General features: G+C 44.9%; 13 protein-coding genes. 3 read left to right on the top strand and 10 right to left on the bottom strand.

The features are described 5' to 3' along the window. The first annotated feature begins 390 nt into the window (after positions 1–390). On the top strand, positions 391–1158 hold the full coding sequence (locus tag FW774_RS14700) for a DeoR/GlpR family DNA-binding transcription regulator (protein WP_149348959.1): 768 nt from the start codon (positions 391–393) through the stop codon (positions 1156–1158). 61 nt (positions 1159–1219) lie between these two features. Here the strand turns inward: FW774_RS14700 and FW774_RS14695 are convergent, their stop codons facing one another. After that, entirely contained in the window at positions 1220–3124 is a 1905-nt protein-coding gene (locus FW774_RS14695; protein ID WP_149348958.1) for a class II glutamine amidotransferase, read from the bottom strand. Positions 3125–3657: 533 nt separating this feature from the next. Here FW774_RS14695 and FW774_RS14690 point away from each other — a divergent pair. Then, positions 3658–5832 (top strand): bifunctional alpha,alpha-trehalose-phosphate synthase (UDP-forming)/trehalose-phosphatase, encoded by a 2175-nt coding sequence (locus tag FW774_RS14690; RefSeq protein ID WP_149348957.1) that lies wholly within the window; start codon positions 3658–3660, stop codon positions 5830–5832. Between the two features lie 103 nt (positions 5833–5935). Here FW774_RS14690 and FW774_RS14685 read toward each other — a convergent pair whose 3' ends face one another. The 5 genes from FW774_RS14685 to FW774_RS14665 form a co-directional block, all read right to left on the bottom strand. Continuing rightward, a complete protein-coding gene (locus FW774_RS14685; RefSeq protein WP_149348956.1) occupies positions 5936–6679 on the bottom strand; it encodes a sulfite exporter TauE/SafE family protein in 744 nt (247 codons plus the stop codon). 90 nt (positions 6680–6769) lie between these two features. Continuing rightward, positions 6770–8551: a glycoside hydrolase family 15 protein gene (locus FW774_RS14680; RefSeq protein WP_149348955.1), complete on the bottom strand. Its 1782-nt coding sequence runs from the start codon at positions 8549–8551 to the stop codon at positions 6770–6772. A gap of 407 nt (positions 8552–8958) precedes the next feature. Next, complete coding sequence (locus tag FW774_RS14675) at positions 8959–10092, bottom strand: enolase C-terminal domain-like protein (RefSeq protein ID WP_149348954.1); 1134 nt, start codon at positions 10090–10092, stop codon at positions 8959–8961. Beyond that, positions 10089–11414 carry a C40 family peptidase gene (locus FW774_RS14670; protein WP_149348953.1) on the bottom strand — a complete coding sequence of 442 codons (1326 nt, stop codon included), beginning with the start codon at positions 11412–11414 and terminating at the stop codon, positions 10089–10091. The genes FW774_RS14675 and FW774_RS14670 overlap by 4 nt, the downstream gene beginning before the upstream one ends. Positions 11415–11655: 241 nt before the next feature. After that, positions 11656–12204 carry a hypothetical protein gene (locus tag FW774_RS14665; RefSeq protein ID WP_149348952.1) on the bottom strand — a complete coding sequence of 183 codons (549 nt, stop codon included), beginning with the start codon at positions 12202–12204 and terminating at the stop codon, positions 11656–11658. A gap of 294 nt (positions 12205–12498) precedes the next feature. Here FW774_RS14665 and hscA point away from each other — a divergent pair, with 294 nt between their 5' ends. Then, positions 12499–14352, top strand: coding sequence for a Fe-S protein assembly chaperone HscA (gene hscA, locus FW774_RS14660; RefSeq protein WP_149348951.1), 1854 nt, complete (start codon positions 12499–12501; stop codon positions 14350–14352). Between the two features lie 65 nt (positions 14353–14417). Here hscA and FW774_RS14655 read toward each other — a convergent pair whose 3' ends face one another. The 4 genes from FW774_RS14655 to FW774_RS14640 all read right to left on the bottom strand — a co-directional run bounded on the left by FW774_RS14655 (position 14418) and on the right by FW774_RS14640 (position 17914). After that, positions 14418–15329, bottom strand: coding sequence for a ribonuclease Z (locus FW774_RS14655; protein WP_149348950.1), 912 nt, complete (start codon positions 15327–15329; stop codon positions 14418–14420). 13 nt (positions 15330–15342) lie between these two features. Further along, the gene (locus FW774_RS14650) at positions 15343–15720 is read right to left on the bottom strand and encodes an STAS domain-containing protein (RefSeq protein WP_149348949.1); all 378 of its coding nucleotides are present in this window, start codon (positions 15718–15720) and stop codon (positions 15343–15345) included. Between the two features lie 51 nt (positions 15721–15771). Next, complete coding sequence (locus tag FW774_RS14645; RefSeq protein ID WP_149348948.1) at positions 15772–16719, bottom strand: phosphoribosylaminoimidazolesuccinocarboxamide synthase; 948 nt, start codon at positions 16717–16719, stop codon at positions 15772–15774. Between the two features lie 226 nt (positions 16720–16945). Next, positions 16946–17914 (bottom strand): PhoH family protein, encoded by a 969-nt coding sequence (locus FW774_RS14640; RefSeq protein WP_149348947.1) that lies wholly within the window; start codon positions 17912–17914, stop codon positions 16946–16948. Positions 17915–17957: the final 43 nt, after the last annotated feature.

Raw genomic sequence — 17957 nt, 5'->3', positions numbered from 1 at the left:
AAAGCTATAAAAGGGTTTCGCCAAATGCGATGAGCGGAATGATACAAATGATGCCCATTCTGATATATTTCAAAAACAAAAGAAAAAGCAGATCAATAAGGCAATATTTTACCAAACCCATTATGCAGGTTATTGCATAACCTTTTTAAATAAAATATAACAAAAAAGCTTTTTTTTAACGTTTCTGTTTAAAAGTCAAATAATTAGTATATTTAACCCATTGATAAAAAAATCAATCTGCAAGATCAATATGCTTAAGGGAAAGATATGAAAGGCTTTTCGCCGGGCCGATCAAAATATCTCAGTCATAGTAAGAAACTAAGCTTATTGAACAAAGGAGTTTGTAAAAGGGAATATTACATCGAACTATAATAAACCAGGAAAACCAGCATGAAGAATATCACAGACAGGCATCAGCTTATTTTAAAAAAACTACAGCAGGAAGGACGGGTCAATATCCAGGAATTAAGCGAATCTATGAAGGTTTCGGGTGTTACCATCCGCAAGGATCTTAAAGTGCTTGAAGATAAAAACCTGCTGTTCCGTACCCGTGGAGGTGGTTCTATCAATAATCCGTATGCTATAGAGCGGACTATTAATGAAAAGGAACTGATCAATGCCGAGGAAAAACAAAAAATTGCCCGTGCTGCTGTATCTGTTATCGGAGAAAACGATTCTATCATTATCGGCTCGGGTACAACCGTGTTTGAGCTGGCCCGCTGCCTGCACCCTACCAAACATTTAACGGTAATTACACCGGCAGTTAAGGTAACCCTGGAGCTGTCTAACCGCCCGAATGTTGAAGTATTACAGTTAGGCGGACTGATCCGTGCCAATTCATCGTCTGTTGCCGGTTCGTATGCCGAACAAATTCTGGGAGAGATATCATGCGGAATGCTGTTTTTAGGTGTCGACGGTATCGATTTTGATTTTGGATTTTCAATTACCAACCTGGCAGAAGCTACACTGAATCATAAAATGATTGAATCTGCGCAAACCGTAGTGATACTGGCCGACAGTTCAAAATTTGGTCGCCGTGGCTTAGGCAGGGTTTGTGGGTTCGAACAGGTACAATACGTTATTACCGATAATAAAGTATCTCCTTCGGCCGTTGCCCAGCTTGAGGAAAAGGGTATTAAGGTTATTGTGGCGAGATAAAAGTTGACAATTGACAATTGTCAACTTTTGTCTCAATACTCAATACGCTCTACTCAGTACACTATACATAAGCCCGCTGGTTTTTACCTTCCATCCAGTTCATAAAGGCACGGTTTACCACCTTATTTCCGCCGGGGGTGGGATAATTCCCCGAGAAATACCAATCTCCTGAGTGGCCCGGACATGCCTTGTGCAGGTTATTCAATGTCTGGTAAATCACTTTCACTTCGGCAGTAATATCTTTAGGCGTAATGATCTGGGTTATCCGGTCAGAAATTTCCTCATCTGTAAAAGGCTCATAAATAGCCTGCACATAATTGGCTATCAACTCTTTGTCGAGATCCTGGGTACGCTTGCAATTATCATAAGCTTCAAAAATAACGTTTTCCATTTCGCGTTCTTTCAGCAGCGAAATAGCGGCTTCAAAGGCCACAAACTCACCCATTCTCGACATATCAATACCATAGCAATCGGGGTAGCGGATCTGTGGTGCAGACGATACGATCACGATTTTTTTAGGCCCCAGCCTGTCCAGTATGCGCAAAATACTTTGCTTTAAAGTAGTTCCCCGCACAATAGAATCATCCAGTACCACCAGCGTATCCATACCGCGACGTATTAAGCCATACGTTGTATCGTACACATGCGATACCATATCCTGCCTGTCGGCATCCTGCGTAATAAACGTGCGTAGCTTCACATCTTTAATAGCGATCTTCTCCACACGCGGGGCCAGGCTCAGCACACGCTCCAATTCCTCATCCGATATTTTATCGGCACGCTTTAAAAGCGTTTCTTTCTGGTAATTTTTAATATACTTATGAAGCCCTTCTACCATACCGTAAAAGGCAACTTCGGCCGTATTCGGAATATATGAAAATACGGTATTCTGTAAGTCGTAATTAACCTCTTCCAGTATCTGGCGGCATACCAGTCGTCCCAATTGCTTACGTTCCCTGTAAATAGCAGCGTCACTGCCCCGTGAAAAATAAATACGCTCAAAAGAGCATGATTTCTGTGCTAACGGCTCACAAAACTGCTCCTCGCTAATGGTTCCGTTCTTTTTAACAATCAGGGCATGGCCGGGCTTAATTTCGCTAACCAGCTCAAACGGTATGTTAAAGGCCGTTTGTATAGCCGGCCGCTCTGAGGTCACTACAACAATCTCATCGTCGTAATAATAATATGCCGGCCGGATGCCCGCCGGATCACGCATCACAAACGCATCGCCATGACCCAAAATACCGGCAATAGTATAACCGCCATCCCATGTTTTGGCCGAACGGCGCAGGATATTCGCTACGTCCATGTGCTCGGCTATTTTGTGGGTTATCTCCACGTTGGAATATCCTTCAGCTTTAAAACGGTCAAATTGCTCCTGGTTCTCGGTATCCAGGAAATGACCGATCTTTTCAAGCACAGTAACTGTATCGGCCTTCTCTTTAGGATGCTGACCCAACTCGTATAACTGTTCCAGCAATTCATCCACATTGGTCATGTTAAAATTACCGGCAATAACCAGGTTCCGGGTCATCCAGTTATTCTGACGTAAAAACGGATGGCAATTTTCTATGCTGTTCTTACCGTGTGTACCATAACGCAAATGCCCCAAAAGAACTTCGCCGGTAAAGCTGATATTCTCTTTCAGCCAATCGGCATCATTTAACAATTCGGGCGTGCGGGCTTGTACATCGGCAAACTTGCGCTGCACATATTCAAAAATTTCGGCTACGGCCCCCGATCCCATGGCACGATAGCGGCTAATGTACCGGTTTCCCGGCTTAACATCCAGTTTAATGGTTGCAATACCGGCGCCATCCTGGCCACGGTTATGCTGTTTTTCCATCAGCAGGTACAATTTATTCAGTCCATAAAGGGCCGTACCATACTTTTTCTGATAAAATGAAAGGGGCTTTAACAGTCGGATGAATGCAATACCGCACTCATGTTTTATTGAATCGCTCATAGCTCGAAATGAGTAAGCAAAAATACTAATTATTTACATAACCCTAACAACAAAGTAACAGGGGAAGGTAAAAAAATCAGCCTCTTAATTGGTATTGAGATATGAGACACGAGATATGAGATTTTAGATTATCTTAATTGCTGAATTGTTAAATTGTTACTGGGCCTCACTCCAACTCCATCGGCTAGCCTCACTGCCAGGTATCTTTTAGATTGTTATATTGCTTTATTGTTGAATTGTCATATAGTTGTTCGTGATTCGTCCTTCGTTTCTCGTTGTTCACCTTACGCCTTCTGCCTTCTACCTTTTTCCGCTCCCGGTCTTTTCTGACCCCGAATAATCGGGATTTCGCTGCGCTCAACTTTTCCGACTTTCGGACTATAAGCCATGAACCATAAGCCATTAGCTACCTTTTACCTTATGCCTTCTCACCCGCTACCCGGCTTCCAGCTTACCAATCTGGGATTTTCTTCAACAACTTCCGGATAATACTGTTAAAAAAATAACATTCGTTAAAAGATAACATTCCGCTCATGAGTAAAACTATTATTGTTTCAAACCGATTACCCGTTAAAATTTATAGAGAAGATACCCAATTTAGCTTAACTCCAAGCGAAGGCGGCCTCGCTACCGGACTCGGGTCTGTGTACAGAACAGGAGCCAATATCTGGATAGGATGGCCGGGAATGGAAATAGAAGAAGCTGCACAGACACAGATCCGGCAGCAGCTTTCCGGACTGAATTTAAAACCTGTTTTTCTTACCCAGGAAGAGATCAATCAGTACTACGAAGGCTTTTCCAACGAAATTCTATGGCCTGTTTTTCATTATGCGTCAACCTATGCCCGGTATGAGCAATCGTACTGGGATTATTATATACAGGTTAATCGTAAATTCTGCCAGGCAGTGCTCGAAGCAGCCGAACCGGGCGATATGATCTGGATACACGATTACCAGCTGTTATTGCTGGCCGGCATGCTTCGCGAACAATTACCCGATATTTCAATCGGATTTTTTCAGCATATCCCCTTTCCGGAATTTGAGATTTTCAGGCTCATTCCCTGGCGCAACGAGTTGCTGGAAGGCATTCTTGGCGCCGATCTCATTGGTTTTCACACGTACGATGATGTGCAGCACTTTGTCGGTTCCGTTTCGCGGTTGCTGCCTGTACATGCATCGGCAAACACCATAACCTATAACGACCGGCAAATTATTGCAGAACCCTTCCCGATGGGTATCGACAATGAAAAATTCATGCAACTCACCCGAAATGCTAAAGTTCGCCGGCAGCTACGGGCGCTGAAAAGCAGCTTTAGGGAATGCAAAATAATTTTGTCCATAGACCGTCTCGATTACAGCAAGGGCATCCTGCAACGCCTGCACGCCTTTGATCTGTTCCTGGAATTAAACCCGCAATATCTTGAAAAGGTAATATTGTACATGGTTGTAGTTCCGTCAAGGGACACTGTACCTCAATACCAGGAACTGCACGATGAAATTGACAAACTGGTTGGTAATATTAATGCCCGCCGCCGAACGTTGCACTGGCACCCGGTACAATACTTTTACCAGTCATTCCCGGTAGAAATGCTTTCGGCATTGTATCAGCAGGCCGATGTTTGCCTGGTTACACCTATGCGTGACGGTATGAACCTGGTAAGTAAAGAATACATTGCCAGCCGCATTAAAAACATCGGCGTACTTATACTAAGCGAGATGGCCGGCGCTTCTAAAGAATTGATCGATGCCATTATTGTAAACCCCAATAACATTGGTGAAATTACCCGGGCCATTGAAACTGCGCTGAACATGCCCACTGCCGAACAGAAAAAGCGAATGGTTTTAATGCGGCAGATCATCGCCAAATTCAATATCCATCATTGGGTAAAGCTATTTACCGAACGCCTGGCAGAAGTTAAACAACTGCAGCAATCTATGCTGGCCCGGCTGGTAAACTTTAATACACACAGCGATATTGTACGGGCTTATCAATCGGCATCAGAACGCCTGATTTTCCTGGATTACGATGGTACGCTGGTGGGTTTTCAGAATAATATAGAACAGGCTTCGCCTGATAAGGAATTAATTAACCTGCTGCAATTGTTGTGTAATGATCTCCGGAACCAGGTAGTTATCATTAGCGGACGCCGTTATCAAACCCTTGAAAGCTGGTTTGGACAATTACGTGTGGATATGATTGCTGAACACGGCGCCTGGCAAAAACGGTTCGGGCGTAAATGGAGCCGGCTGCCAACCTTAAATAACCAATGGAAACAGGATCTGTTCCCTGTGCTGGAAACCTACACCGACCGTACGCCAGGATCATTCATTGAGGAAAAAAGTTATTCGCTGGTGTGGCATTACCGGAAGGTAGAAACCGGCCTGGGCGATCTGCGGGCTGGTGAGCTGATCAATAATCTGCGTTATTTAACAGAAGATAAGGGCTTGCAGGTTATGCCGGGCAATAAAGTGGTTGAAATTAAAAACATGGATGTTAACAAGGGGAAAGCCGCTTTAAACTGGCTGTACAACAAAAACTACGATTTTATTCTGGCCTTAGGCGATGACCATACCGACGAGGATATTTTCAAGGCCCTGCCCAACGATGCTTATACCATCAAAATAGGCAGCAATATTTCCGCAGCCCGCTTCTATATGCGGGACTTCCGTGAAGCACGAAATCTATTAAGTCAGTTAATTATGGGGTAAAGGTGGAAGGCAGGAGGGTTTGAGGTAAAAGGTTTAAGGCGTAAGGCTCAATACTCAATACGCTCTACTCAATACCAGGTTAAGAAGATTAGGAGGCCAAACTTCAGTTTCTTACTGCCTGAACTAATAACACGGCGCCGATACCGATCAACCCGACGTAAACATAATGGAAAAACTTTTCGCCTTTTAACCGGTGATTAATGACCCGGCCTAAAAAGATGGCCGGGATCATTACCGGCAGACTCAATAAATAATAATGCGTTATTTCGGAGGTCCAAAGCCCTTTTAACCAATACCCGAGCATACCAATAAAACTGGCGGGTAAAAAATATCCTTGTAGCGTGGCCCGGAAATGTTGTGCCGACCAGCGACGCATAGAGCCGTATAGAGCCAGAGGCGGGCCGTTTAAACCGTATGCTCCGCCAAAAATTCCGGCCAGCAAGCCACATCCGAAAAGCCATATCCCATTATCTGAGGTTAGCTCCTTAATCCTTCTCCCGGTTAATGAATATACGGAAAAAGCAATAATGATTGTCCCTAAACCGGCTTTTACAATACTATCATTACCAGAGGTTAGCAGCAAAAGCCCAAGAGGTATTCCTAAAAGAGTAAAAAGCACCAGCCAGCCGGCGCTCTGAACATGAATTTTCTTCCAGTCCTGTACTACAACAATGCCCGCTACCGTTACTGACAAAAGAACCGAGAACGGGACTGCTATTTCGAGCGGAAGGCGTAGCGCAAGTAAAGGGACTGCTACAAGCGATTCACCGAACCCGATTGTTGAACGGATTAATGTTGCTATAAAAACAACAGCTAATATATAGATCGTAATAAAATCTGCAATCATTTTAACCTGTATGCACAGGTTAGCTCATCATACCTGCTTACTAACATTAGCCTTAAAGATACCAAAACAGCCCGTTATATCCAGAGCGATTTATAAAAAAATCGGGCGATCCAGCTTCATAGCAATGCGATAGGCGGCGTTCATTAAACCCACATGACTGTATGCCTGCGGGAAATTTCCCCACTGGCTGCCCGTGCTTTCGTCCACATCTTCGCTGAAAAGCAATAAATGATTGGAATATTTTATAATACTCTCAAACTCCCGCATAGCATCGTCCAAACGTCCAACGCATGCCAATGCTTCCACATACCAGAAAGCACAAATGAGAAATGTAGTTTTGGGTCTGCCAAAATCATCGGGATGGAGATAACGGTAAAACAATCCATTTTCACCTTTCAACCCCTTCTCCACAGCCGCCAGGTGATCTTTTGCTCTTTGCGATGCCGGGTCGAGGTAATTCATCATGATCAATTGCAGCGTACTGGCATCCAGGTGCGGACTGTCTGCCGCATTGGTATACACTTTTCGCTCAGGATCATAGCAGTTTTCAATATGTGCAGCAGCCTTATCTATTAATATTCTGGCCCGTTCCTGTAAATCAGGATTTTTTATGGTTTGAGCCAGTTTCAGCGCTGCATTGGCCCCGGCCCACTGAAACAGGTTAGAATAACAATGCACGTTGGCAAAATTCCTGAACTCCCAGATACCGGCATCTTTCTCGTCGATAGTACGTTCTATTTTATGCAGCAAAAAATCCACCCAACGGTCTGAGTCCTTGCGTTCTACAAAAACAAAACGATGGTCGTTATACAACGGCAGCAGCGAGATCATTACCTGTCCGTATATATCATTTTGTATGTGCTCATAAGCCTGGTTGCCAATACGTACCGGCTGATTGCCCATGTATCCATGAAGGTGCGACAGTATCTGTTCAACCAGGTCATGTTTGCCGGTTATGCTATATAACGGCTGATACCTGAAATTCTCGGAAAATGAAATATCGGTTACATAGTTAAAATAATGCTCCATTTCCTCGAAATGGCCGATGTGATTAAGTGCGCTTATCACGTAATAGGTGTCGCGTAGCCAGCAGTAACGGTAATCCCAGTTACGGCCGCTCCCCGGCGATTCGGGCAGACTGGTGGTGCTGGCGGCAATAATGGCCCCGGTATCTTCGTACTGGTGTATTTTCAGCACCAAAGCCGAGCGGATAACATACGGCTGATGATAGCCGGCAATGGACGAATGCTTGATCCACAAACGCCAGTAAGCAATGGTTTCCCGTAAAAAATGTTCGGCTGTGCTGATCAAAGGGGCTTCGAGCGGCTGGCCGTAGGTTAATACCAGGTATTTCGGTTCGTTGAGCGCAAAGAAATGCTCATCGAGAATATAATTTATCGGAATATTTGTGGTAAGACGCATATTTTCATCACAACCGGTATACTCAATATGGTTGCTACCACGGTTAACAGACTGTTTTTTAATGCCATAATCGCAAACCGGTTTGCACGTTACCTTTACCCGTGGATTTCCTTCAAGCGGTTCTATCTTGCGTATCAGCATTAACGGTTTAAAATACCGGTCGTATTGCCTGAAACGCGGTGCAAAATCCGTGATCCGGTATTTACCTTCGTTACAACTGATCTCTGTGCAAAGCACATTGGTATTTTCCAGGTAATACTGATGTGAATCCCGCTCATGCTGTGGCCGGATAGAAAATTCTCCGCCTTTTTCATTGTCCAGCAAGCTGCCGAAAACAAAAGAGCTGTCAAAACGAGGCCAGCAAAGCCATACAATATTGGTATTTTTATGTACATGGGCCAGATAAGCGCAATTGCCTATCAGCCCGGTTTGATAAATGTGTTTATCCATTGTAAGTTGAAACAACAAACTGCCCTGAATGTTGGCCTGGATGAAATATTAACCCGATATCCGAGCAGGCGAACTATAAGAACACGTTTAAATTTCATAGATGTGATAATTGTAAATGGACGGTGAAGACACCGTCCATGGCCTCAGCCGAGGCTGACTAAAAAGTTCTCGTCATCCCGAAACGTAGTCGAGGAATCTCCGTCAGAAGTGCTTAGGAAGAAGATTTTGCTTCGCAGCTACTTCGTAGTCTCCTCTCCCGATCCCGTACGTACGGGAGGGATCGAAATGACGCTGCTTTTTGACTTTTTAGACACCCTCAATAAAAAACATGATTTTATAAATTTCTAATTGAACTTTTCAATCATCAATTTTATATTCCATGCTTATTGTCACATTACAATATGGTTTTATGCCAGTTTCTTTATCCCAATACCCGGCCATTGAGTTAGCGTAACCTTGCCATTAATAACCTGCATACCTTTATATATATCATTACTGATAAGTAATGCACCGTCCAGGTCTGCCCAGTCAACCATAGGTGTTAACTGTGCGGCGGCCGATATGGCGCAGGAAGTTTCTGTCATGCAGCCCATCATTACCTTCATTCCCAGGGCACGTGCTAATGTGAGCATTTTATGCGCTTCACGCATACCGGTACATTTCATCAGCTTGATATTAATACCGCTATAAACTTTATGCGCTTTCATCACATCGTCAAGCCGTTGTACCGCTTCATCGCCCATCGTGGGTATCGGGCTGTGTTCGGTGAGCCAGGCGTTATCATCAACTTGTTCTTTAGGCATACCCTGCTCAATAAAAACCACACCTTTTTCGTGCAGCCAGTGCGCCATGTCAACGGCATACTGCCGGTCTGTCCAGCCCTGGTTTACATCCACACAAATAGGCTTATCAGTAACCTGGCGTATAGTTTCAATCATCATTTTGTCGCTATCGCGACCTATTTTCACCTTCAATATTTTGTAAGGTTCGGCTTCTTTTACTTTTTGCCGTACTACATCGGGTTTATCAATGCCAATGGTGTACGAGGTATTGGGTGTTTTTAAAGGGTCATATCCCCAGATCTTATACCAGGGCTGACCGATGATCTTACCAACCAGGTCGTGCAGGGCTATATCTACCGAAGCCTTTGCCGCCCGGTTCCCCGGCATAATGCCATCAACATAGGTCAGAATATTTTCCATTTCGAAGGGGTCGTCAAATACAGACAGATCTACCTTCGACAAAAATTTCAGTACCGTTTCATGCGATTCTCCGAGGTACGGAGGCATAGATGCTTCGCCATATCCGGTCATCCCGTTATATTCAAGTTCTGTTAATACAACCGGCGTTGTTGAACGCGAATTGCTTGATATTGTAAAAACATGCCTGAGCTGAAGCGTGTAGGGCCGGTATCGCAAGATCAGTTTTCCTTTAACAGGATGAGCTCTGCCATAATCTGCCAGTACAGTGTATGGATTGATAATGGCCGTTGTACCGGCAACAGCAGCGGTAGATTTAATAAAACTTCGTCTGTTTATCATTTCGTTACAGATAGATTAGTATAAAACGGATGTCCGAAAACCCGGCTGATACCGGGCGCCCCGATTGAGCTTAATATGCGCCGGGCGCTAACCAGCGTTCGCGACCTATAATCGCCATAGTTAGGCGCTGTTGGGATCATACTGTTTATCCGTACTCTGCCGGCGGCTTGTATAAACTGGCCATCTCCCATATAAATGGCAGTATGTGTAATGCGTTTTGTCTTTTTGGCATCCTGCGAGAAGAACAGCAGATCACCGGGCCGGAGATTTTTCAGGCATTTGTCCAGGGTTACAGTATCTGCCTCATAAATATCGACCCTTTGCCCAACCAAGGCCTGCTGTGAGGCATCCCGCGGCAAAATGATACCGTTTAAAAAATAACTGATCTTTGTGAAGCCGCTGCAATCAACGCCTTTAATAGAAGTACCGCCCCACAGGTACGGAATGCCGTTTAATGATTTCGCGATAGCCAGTATTTGTTCAGCGGTTGGATCGGGCCGTGAAACCCATGCTTTAAAATCCATTATTTCGCTTTCGCGGATATAAGCAATCCGTTTGTCGGGAAATTGCACTTTAACATAGCCCTTAGCACGTGCAAGCAACTGCAATATATCTCCCGCAACCAGGTCAGAAACCGGCAGCGAGTCTGCCGATGGCTGGCGATAGGCATGCCCATACCAATGGGTATAAACTACTTTCGGCGCATCCTGCCAAAGCTGCATCGCCTGCTTATCCATGAGCGTGACACCGGAATTATCTACCCATGATATATAGCGGTCTGGTGTGCGCACCAGGTAATAACCCTGCTGCTTTTTCAGTACTTCGACCGGCGTTCCCAGTAGCGCCTGGGTAACAAGCTCAGCAGCGTTATCCGGATTTTTGCGGTTGTTGCTTACCGAAAGATTAACAAGACCATAAATAGTATTTCCCAGCTCATCGGCCGGCAGGTTCTTCTCCCTGATCTGTATATGAAAATTTTTTTGCTGCAATGCTGTAACCAGGGCATTATATGCCTCATGCACAGTGGTTTCAACGGTAATGGTAACAGGATTTGATGATGTAACTTCCCAATTAAAAATATCGGTGCGTTTGTCGGGAACATATTTCCTGGCGATGGCATCCGCAATAGCATTTAATTGCTGCGGAACGCTGTCTGTAAGTGGCCTGGCAAAACCCGGCAGGATGGTCAGGAAAGACAAGACAGTGCTTAATACGATCTTCGCCAGGGCTTGAGAATAGAAATCCTTAAATGATCTTATCCGGGAAGGAGCAACCACTTTATCCCATACATGGGAAATAAAAACCCTGTTAACTGATATCATATAAGCTCCTGAATCAAAAATCCTTCATTATTGCAAGGTAAAAATATTTCCTTTATTAAGAAAGATAACGGCGATCTCAAGCCAATGTTTGTGCTCAGATTAACGCCGTTTCAGGAGGATAAATTCAGCAGATCCAGGTTAGAAATCCCCTTTGGGTTGCTCCGCAACTCTCATCATATAGCTCGACACAGACTAAATGAGAGTGCGGAGCAATTTTTTAATTCGCCCTCAACATGAAGGCTTATTGAACTTTCAATCGAAACTTACCTTCTGTAAAATGCTTAGTAGTGTGGTCGGCATTATTATAACCGTCAAATGAGAAAGTGCCTTCTACCACCCCATTCTTATCGGAAGAAACAACAATGGTTCCTGTGCCAATATTATTTGCAGTTGAGCCGGATCCCGTTTCGGCAGTCCAGAAAGAAACCGTTCCGCCGCCCACCATAGAGCCCGTGGTATAGCGTGCATAGTTAGTTCCGCCGCCGACTCCTACTTTATAGCTTCCGGCTCCGTTATAACCGCTTAGTATGTTCATCAGGAATGTGCCGGTTGCCGGGTTGGCAACATCTTTAGCAATACTGAAAGATAACGTTCCCTCGTGATATTTAAAAAGGCCAAACCCCTCTGCTTTGCTCATATCTCCCGAAAAGCTGTTGCCATCTACTTTTACCGTGAAGTAAAAATCGCCGCCACTGCCGTCGTTATCATTATCTTTATCTTTCTTGCATGAACTTAGCCCGGCGAAAACCGTCAGGATCAACACTATAAATTTTAAGGGCTTAATATTCATAATTCATTTTTTTATTGGAATCAAAACTACCGTTCATCAAGGCGCAGCACTATCAGCAAAAACCACGATTTTGTACTACGTGGAAATACGGATATGCATTTGAAATGTGAGATACGAGATGTAAGATCATGACAGCCTGCTACATTACTAATTATACACTATCGAACCATAACCTTCTATCCCGAACAGTCGGGATTTCGCTTCGCTCAACCTTCCACCTTAAACCCAAAACCCTCCCTGTAAGAAATATTATGACACATTAAGTATAAAAATGTGGCTAAATTTGTTCCGATTATGGCTAAAGTATCTATCAACCTGGCAACAGGCTCCATACAGAAAGAAGAAATTATTGTGGGTATTGACCTGGGCACTACCAACTCGCTGGTGGCATTTATTACGCCCGAACAGGAACCTTTGATCATTAACGATTCGGGCAAGGGTTTGCTGGTTCCATCGGTTATCCATTTCTCACCTTCGGGCGAGATCAGTGTAGGTAATGAGGCAAAAGAGTTCCTGATCACCGACCCGGAAAACACTATTTTTTCCGTAAAACGCCTGCTGGGACGTTCGTATAAAGATATTGAAAGTCATAAAGATTTCTTTTCGTACAAGGTAATTGATGATGACACCGAAAGCCTGGTAAAAGTTAAGGTTGGCGATACATTTTATACGCCTATCGAACTGTCATCGCTCATCTTAAAAGAATTAAAAGAGCGGGCCGAACATGCCCTGAAAACACCGGTAAACCGGGCGGTGATCACCGTTCCGGCCTATTTTAACGATAGCCAGCGGCAGGCCACCCGCGATGCTGGGAAACTTGCCGGTATTGATGTGCTCCGCATTGTCAATGAGCCAACAGCCGCAAGCCTGGCCTACGGTATCGGCCTTTCGGCAAACGAAAGCAAAACCATCGCTGTTTACGATCTTGGCGGCGGCACGTTCGATGTGTCTATCCTCCAGATACAAAATGGCATTTTCGAGGTTCTGGCTACCAATGGCAATACTTACCTTGGCGGCGATGATTTTGACCGGGCCATATTAAACTACTGGATCGAGCAAAATAAATTAGACGCTGCCGCTGTATCCGCTAATAAAGAGCTGGCCCAGGCATTACGCCTCAAGGCCGAAGAAGCCAAAATAGCCCTCACCACACAAAACCTGTTCAACGATACCGTAAACGGGATCCCGTGTGCCATAACCCGGCAGGTATTTGAGAGCCTGATCGCTGATAAAGTGCAGGAAACCATTACGTGCTGCAAGAATGCCCTGGCCGATGCCGGTTTAACTACGGCCGACATCCAGGAAGTAATTATGGTTGGCGGATCTACCCGTACGCCTTTTGTCAAACAATCGGTTTCTGAATTCTTTAAACGGCCGGTTCATGATCAGATCAATCCCGACCAGGTAGTAGCGCTGGGTGCTGCCATACAGGCCGATATCCTGGCCGGTAACCGTAAAGATATTTTACTACTGGATGTCACGCCCCTATCGCTGGGAATTGAAACCATGGGCGGACTAATGGATGTGATCATTCCACGCAACGCCAAAGTGCCTACCAAAGCGGGACGGCAATATACAACCTCCGTAGACGGACAGGTGAACCTAAAGGTAGCCGTGTACCAGGGCGAACGCGACCTGGTTAAAGAAAACCGTAAGCTGGCCGAATTTGAGCTCAAAGGCATTCCAGCCATGCCGGCTGGCTTGCCTAAAGTGGATATTAACTTCCTCCTCAATGCGGATGGCATCCTTACTGTTGAAGCCCTTGAATTACGTTCGGGTGTCAAACAACAGGTTGAAGTAAAGCCGACGTACGGTTTAACTGATAACCAGGTAGAGCAAATGCTGATGGACTCCATTACGCATGCTAAAGATGACGTGAGCCAACGCATGATTATCGAGGCGCAAACCGAAGCCAGCCAGATGGTTTATACCGTACAGCGTTTCCTCGAAAAAAATGCTTCCTATCTTTCAGAACAAGAAATAAGTCATACCCGCAAGCTCACCGATGAGCTTAAAAGTCTGTTACAATCTACCGATAAAGATGCCATTCTGAAAAAAACCGATGAGCTGAATGATTTTACCCGCCCGTTTGCTGAACGGTTGATGGATGAGGCCATTGGCAAAGCCATGAAGGGCAAAAGTATTTGAGGTGCAGATAGGAGCAAGAATATAGCGGTAGGGAACAAGAACCCACTACCTTAAATCTTACCTTACTAAAGCGTAAACGTCTGACTTTCTATCGCCAGTTGGGTATTGGTAAATATCGAGCGGCTTTCTTCCAGCAAGGGCATCAAATCGCGGTAGCGGGCAGAGAAATGCCCGATCAATAATTGCTGAACACCGGCCTTGAGCGCTATTTCACCGGCTTGCAAGGCTGTGGTATGATAAGTTTCTTCGGCCCGTTGCAACATATCGTGCATAAAGGTTGCCTCGTGGTACAACGTTTCTACGCCCTTTATCTGGTCGAGATAAGTCCAGCTGCAGATGGTATCTGAGCAATAGGCATAGCTACGCGGTTTATCCGGGTCTGACGTTAAATCTGCGGCCAGGTGCACATTACCCTGCGCATCGGTATAATCTATTCCTCTTTTTAATAGCGGGATGTAATCTATTGGAATACCCAGCTCCTCAACCTTTTGCCGGTTAATTTTGCGGAGCCGTTCCTTTTGGGTGAATTTATATCCGGTACACGGTATGCGATGCTGTAAAATAATGGTCTCTACGGTGATGTCCTTATTCTCAAAGATCAGGGCCGGATTCTCAGGATCCACGGCAAAAAAGTTTATAGGGTAGCGTAAATCGGTTTGCGAATATTTGAACTGAATCTCGAGAATTTCGAGCAGGGGCGCCGGCCCGAATATAGACATCGGCTTGGTTCTTCCGTTGAGGTGAAGCGACGAAAGCAACCCGATAAGCCCCAGATAGTGGTCGCCGTGGAGGTGGCTGATAAAAATATGCTCGATGCGTTGCGCCTTAAAGCCGTAGCGAATTAGCTGTAATTGCGTTCCTTCGCCGCAATCAATCAAATAATAGCGATCATTTACATTCAGCAACTGGGCGCTTGGGTTGCGGTTAAAAATGGGTGTAGCAGAACTGCTTCCTAAAATGGTAACCTCAAACCGCATAGCTACCCTCCTGTTACTTGGTTTCGCGGCGAAGCTCTTTTTCTATCTCTTCCATAAAAATAAGATCGATTGCTTCGTTGACGGTTGGTACAATAGTGAAAATATTCTCTAATTGTGAGATGGTAATTAAACGCTCAATATTGCCATTGGCGCCCACAATTATAAACGAACCATCGGCATTTTTACAAAGCCTGTGCCCTACCAACAAGCTGCTCAATCCGGAAGAATCTGAATATTTTACGGCAGAAAGATCCAGGATAATGTTTCGCTGCCCCTCGGTATTGATCAGGATCAGCTCTGACTTGAGCTGGGGCGACATGATGCTGTTGAGTTTTGCTTCGTTAAGCTTTAACACTACATATTTCTCATGTTTATCTACCGAAAATTTCATAGTTATAGTTTATATCTGTGTGACAGATTACAATATTATACAATTACGCGGTTAATTCAAACGTTTCAGGCTATCTAAAATGTTTGTTTCTACCCGCTGCAGCACGTTCTCGCCAATGGCTTTATGGAATTTTTCGCCGGTAATGTGTTCGTACAGCTCTATATAACGTTCTGATATTGAATTAACTATATCGGGTGTCATTTCAGGTATCACCTGATCTTCCTTACCCTGAAAACCGTTTTCTATTAACCATTTACGCACAAATTCTTTTGATAACTGGCGTTGCGGCTGACCCTCTGCCTGTAATTCTTCGTAACCGTCCTGGTAGAAATAACGTGATGAATCGGGCGTGTGAATTTCGTCAATTAAGGTTATGCGACCACCGGCTTTGCCAAACTCGTATTTGGTATCTACCAGTATCAGGCCACGCTGAGCTGCCATTTCTGTACCGCGTTGAAAAAGCTGCCGCGTGTATTGCTCAAGCTGTACGTAATCTTCTTCCGAAACGATGTTGCGTTTCAGAATTTCCTCACGGGATATATCCTCATCGTGTCCTACAGCAGCTTTTGTAGTGGGTGTGATAATGGGTTCGGGAAGCTTATCGTTCTCTTTCAGACCTTCAGGAAGCGGCACTCCGCACAACAAACGCTTACCGGCGTTATATTCACGCCAGGCATGCCCGGCAAGATAACCGCGAATAACCATCTCAACCTTGAACGGCTCACATATTTTCCCGATGGTTACACTTGGATCAGGAACGTCCAGCACCCAGTTTGGTACAATATCCTGCGTAGCATTCAGGAATTTAGCGGCGATCTGATTCAACACCTGCCCTTTAAACGGGATGGGTTCGGGCAGAACCACATCAAATGCCGAAATGCGATCGGTAACCACCATGACCAGTGTTTTATCGTTAATAGTGTAAACATCCCTCACTTTCCCCTTATAGAAATGGGTTTGTCCGGGTAAATTAAAATGTGTTTCTTTTATTGCTGACATATTCGTTGTTCAAAGCCTCACCCCAGCCCCTCAACTGGTATTGGGTAATGAGTATTGTGTATTGCGATGAATTTCTAACTTGTTGCGGTTGTGAGTTATGTGTTACGGCCTCCATAACACACACTCAGAACTCTCTTTTGTTGTTCTATTTAATTACTTTCAGCCTTATGCTTCCGGCTTTTTGCTTTCAGCTACCTTCTGCCTTCAAACCTTCTACCTATAAGCCCTATTCCTGTATATCGCCATAAGCGGACAGGATACGTTTAACCAGCCTGTGCCGTACCACATCCTCGCCGCTCAGGTAAATGATATCAATACCAGATATATTGTCCAATATCCGTAAGGCGGTTTGCAAGCCCGACTGCTGCTTTTTAGGCAGGTCTACCTGCGTAACATCGCCGGTAACAATGAACTTTGCCGACGGCCCCATCCGTGTCAGGAACATTTTAAGCTGCATATCGGTAGCATTCTGGGCTTCGTCGAGTATCACAAAGCAGTTATCCAGTGTTCGTCCACGCATAAACGCCAGTGGCGCAATTTCAATAGTACGGTTTTCCAAATAAACTTTCAGCTTTTCGGCCGGTATCATGTCGTCGAGCGCATCGTACAACGGGCGAAGGTACGGATCGATTTTCTCCTTCATATCGCCGGGTAGAAAACCCAGGTTCTCGCCTGCTTCAACTGCCGGACGGGTTAAAATGATACGCTTGATCTCCTTATTTTTCAGCGCCCGAACGGCAAGGGCTACCGCGGTGTAGGTTTTCCCGGTTCCGGCAGGGCCAATGGCAAACAGGATGTCGTTTTTGTTCATACTGTCAACCATACGGCGCTGGTTGGCAGTACGGGCTTTCACTACTATCCCGTTAGGGCCAAACACAATGGCCTCGCCGCTGCTGGTTTTCTCAGCTGTTGCGCTGGTTTCACCATTGATAACATCGGTTACTTTGGCGCCCAGCAGATGTTCCAGGTCGTTATTGCTCAGGCTCTGGAATTTTTCAATGTGATTAATAATACCCGAGATCTTCCGGTTAAAATTGTTAAGCTCTGTTTCATCGCCCAGGGCCTTTAGCTCATTGCCACGGGCTACGATTTTTATTTTAGGAAATTGTTTTTTTATAACTTCAAAGTATTCATTACCCGGCCCCCACAGTACCAACGGGTTTATATTATCGAGGGTGAATTTCAGTTCGTTCAAGATGATGTATTTTTAGTTTCCTGTATTTTTTGCGATTAAAATT

The organism is Pedobacter sp. BS3, assembly GCF_008274585.1.
Classification (GTDB): domain Bacteria; phylum Bacteroidota; class Bacteroidia; order Sphingobacteriales; family Sphingobacteriaceae; genus Hufsiella_A.
This window is presented reverse-complemented; position numbering and strand designations above follow the sequence as displayed.

Bases quoted from the DNA above. Each gene is read 5' to 3' on its own strand.
- FW774_RS14700 (WP_149348959.1), top strand. From the start codon at position 391: ATGAAGAATATCACAGACAGGCATCAGCTTATTTTAAAAAAACTACAG.
- FW774_RS14695 (WP_149348958.1), bottom strand. From the start codon at position 3,124: ATGAGCGATTCAATAAAACATGAGTGCGGTATTGCATTCATCCGACTG.
- FW774_RS14690 (WP_149348957.1), top strand. From the start codon at position 3,658: ATGAGTAAAACTATTATTGTTTCAAACCGATTACCCGTTAAAATTTAT.
- FW774_RS14685 (WP_149348956.1), bottom strand. From the start codon at position 6,679: ATGATTGCAGATTTTATTACGATCTATATATTAGCTGTTGTTTTTATA.
- FW774_RS14680 (WP_149348955.1), bottom strand. From the start codon at position 8,551: ATGGATAAACACATTTATCAAACCGGGCTGATAGGCAATTGCGCTTAT.
- FW774_RS14675 (WP_149348954.1), bottom strand. From the start codon at position 10,092: ATGATAAACAGACGAAGTTTTATTAAATCTACCGCTGCTGTTGCCGGT.
- FW774_RS14670 (WP_149348953.1), bottom strand. From the start codon at position 11,414: ATGATATCAGTTAACAGGGTTTTTATTTCCCATGTATGGGATAAAGTG.
- FW774_RS14665 (WP_149348952.1), bottom strand. From the start codon at position 12,204: ATGAATATTAAGCCCTTAAAATTTATAGTGTTGATCCTGACGGTTTTC.
- hscA (WP_149348951.1), top strand. From the start codon at position 12,499: ATGGCTAAAGTATCTATCAACCTGGCAACAGGCTCCATACAGAAAGAA.
- FW774_RS14655 (WP_149348950.1), bottom strand. From the start codon at position 15,329: ATGCGGTTTGAGGTTACCATTTTAGGAAGCAGTTCTGCTACACCCATT.
- FW774_RS14650 (WP_149348949.1), bottom strand. From the start codon at position 15,720: ATGAAATTTTCGGTAGATAAACATGAGAAATATGTAGTGTTAAAGCTT.
- FW774_RS14645 (WP_149348948.1), bottom strand. From the start codon at position 16,719: ATGTCAGCAATAAAAGAAACACATTTTAATTTACCCGGACAAACCCAT.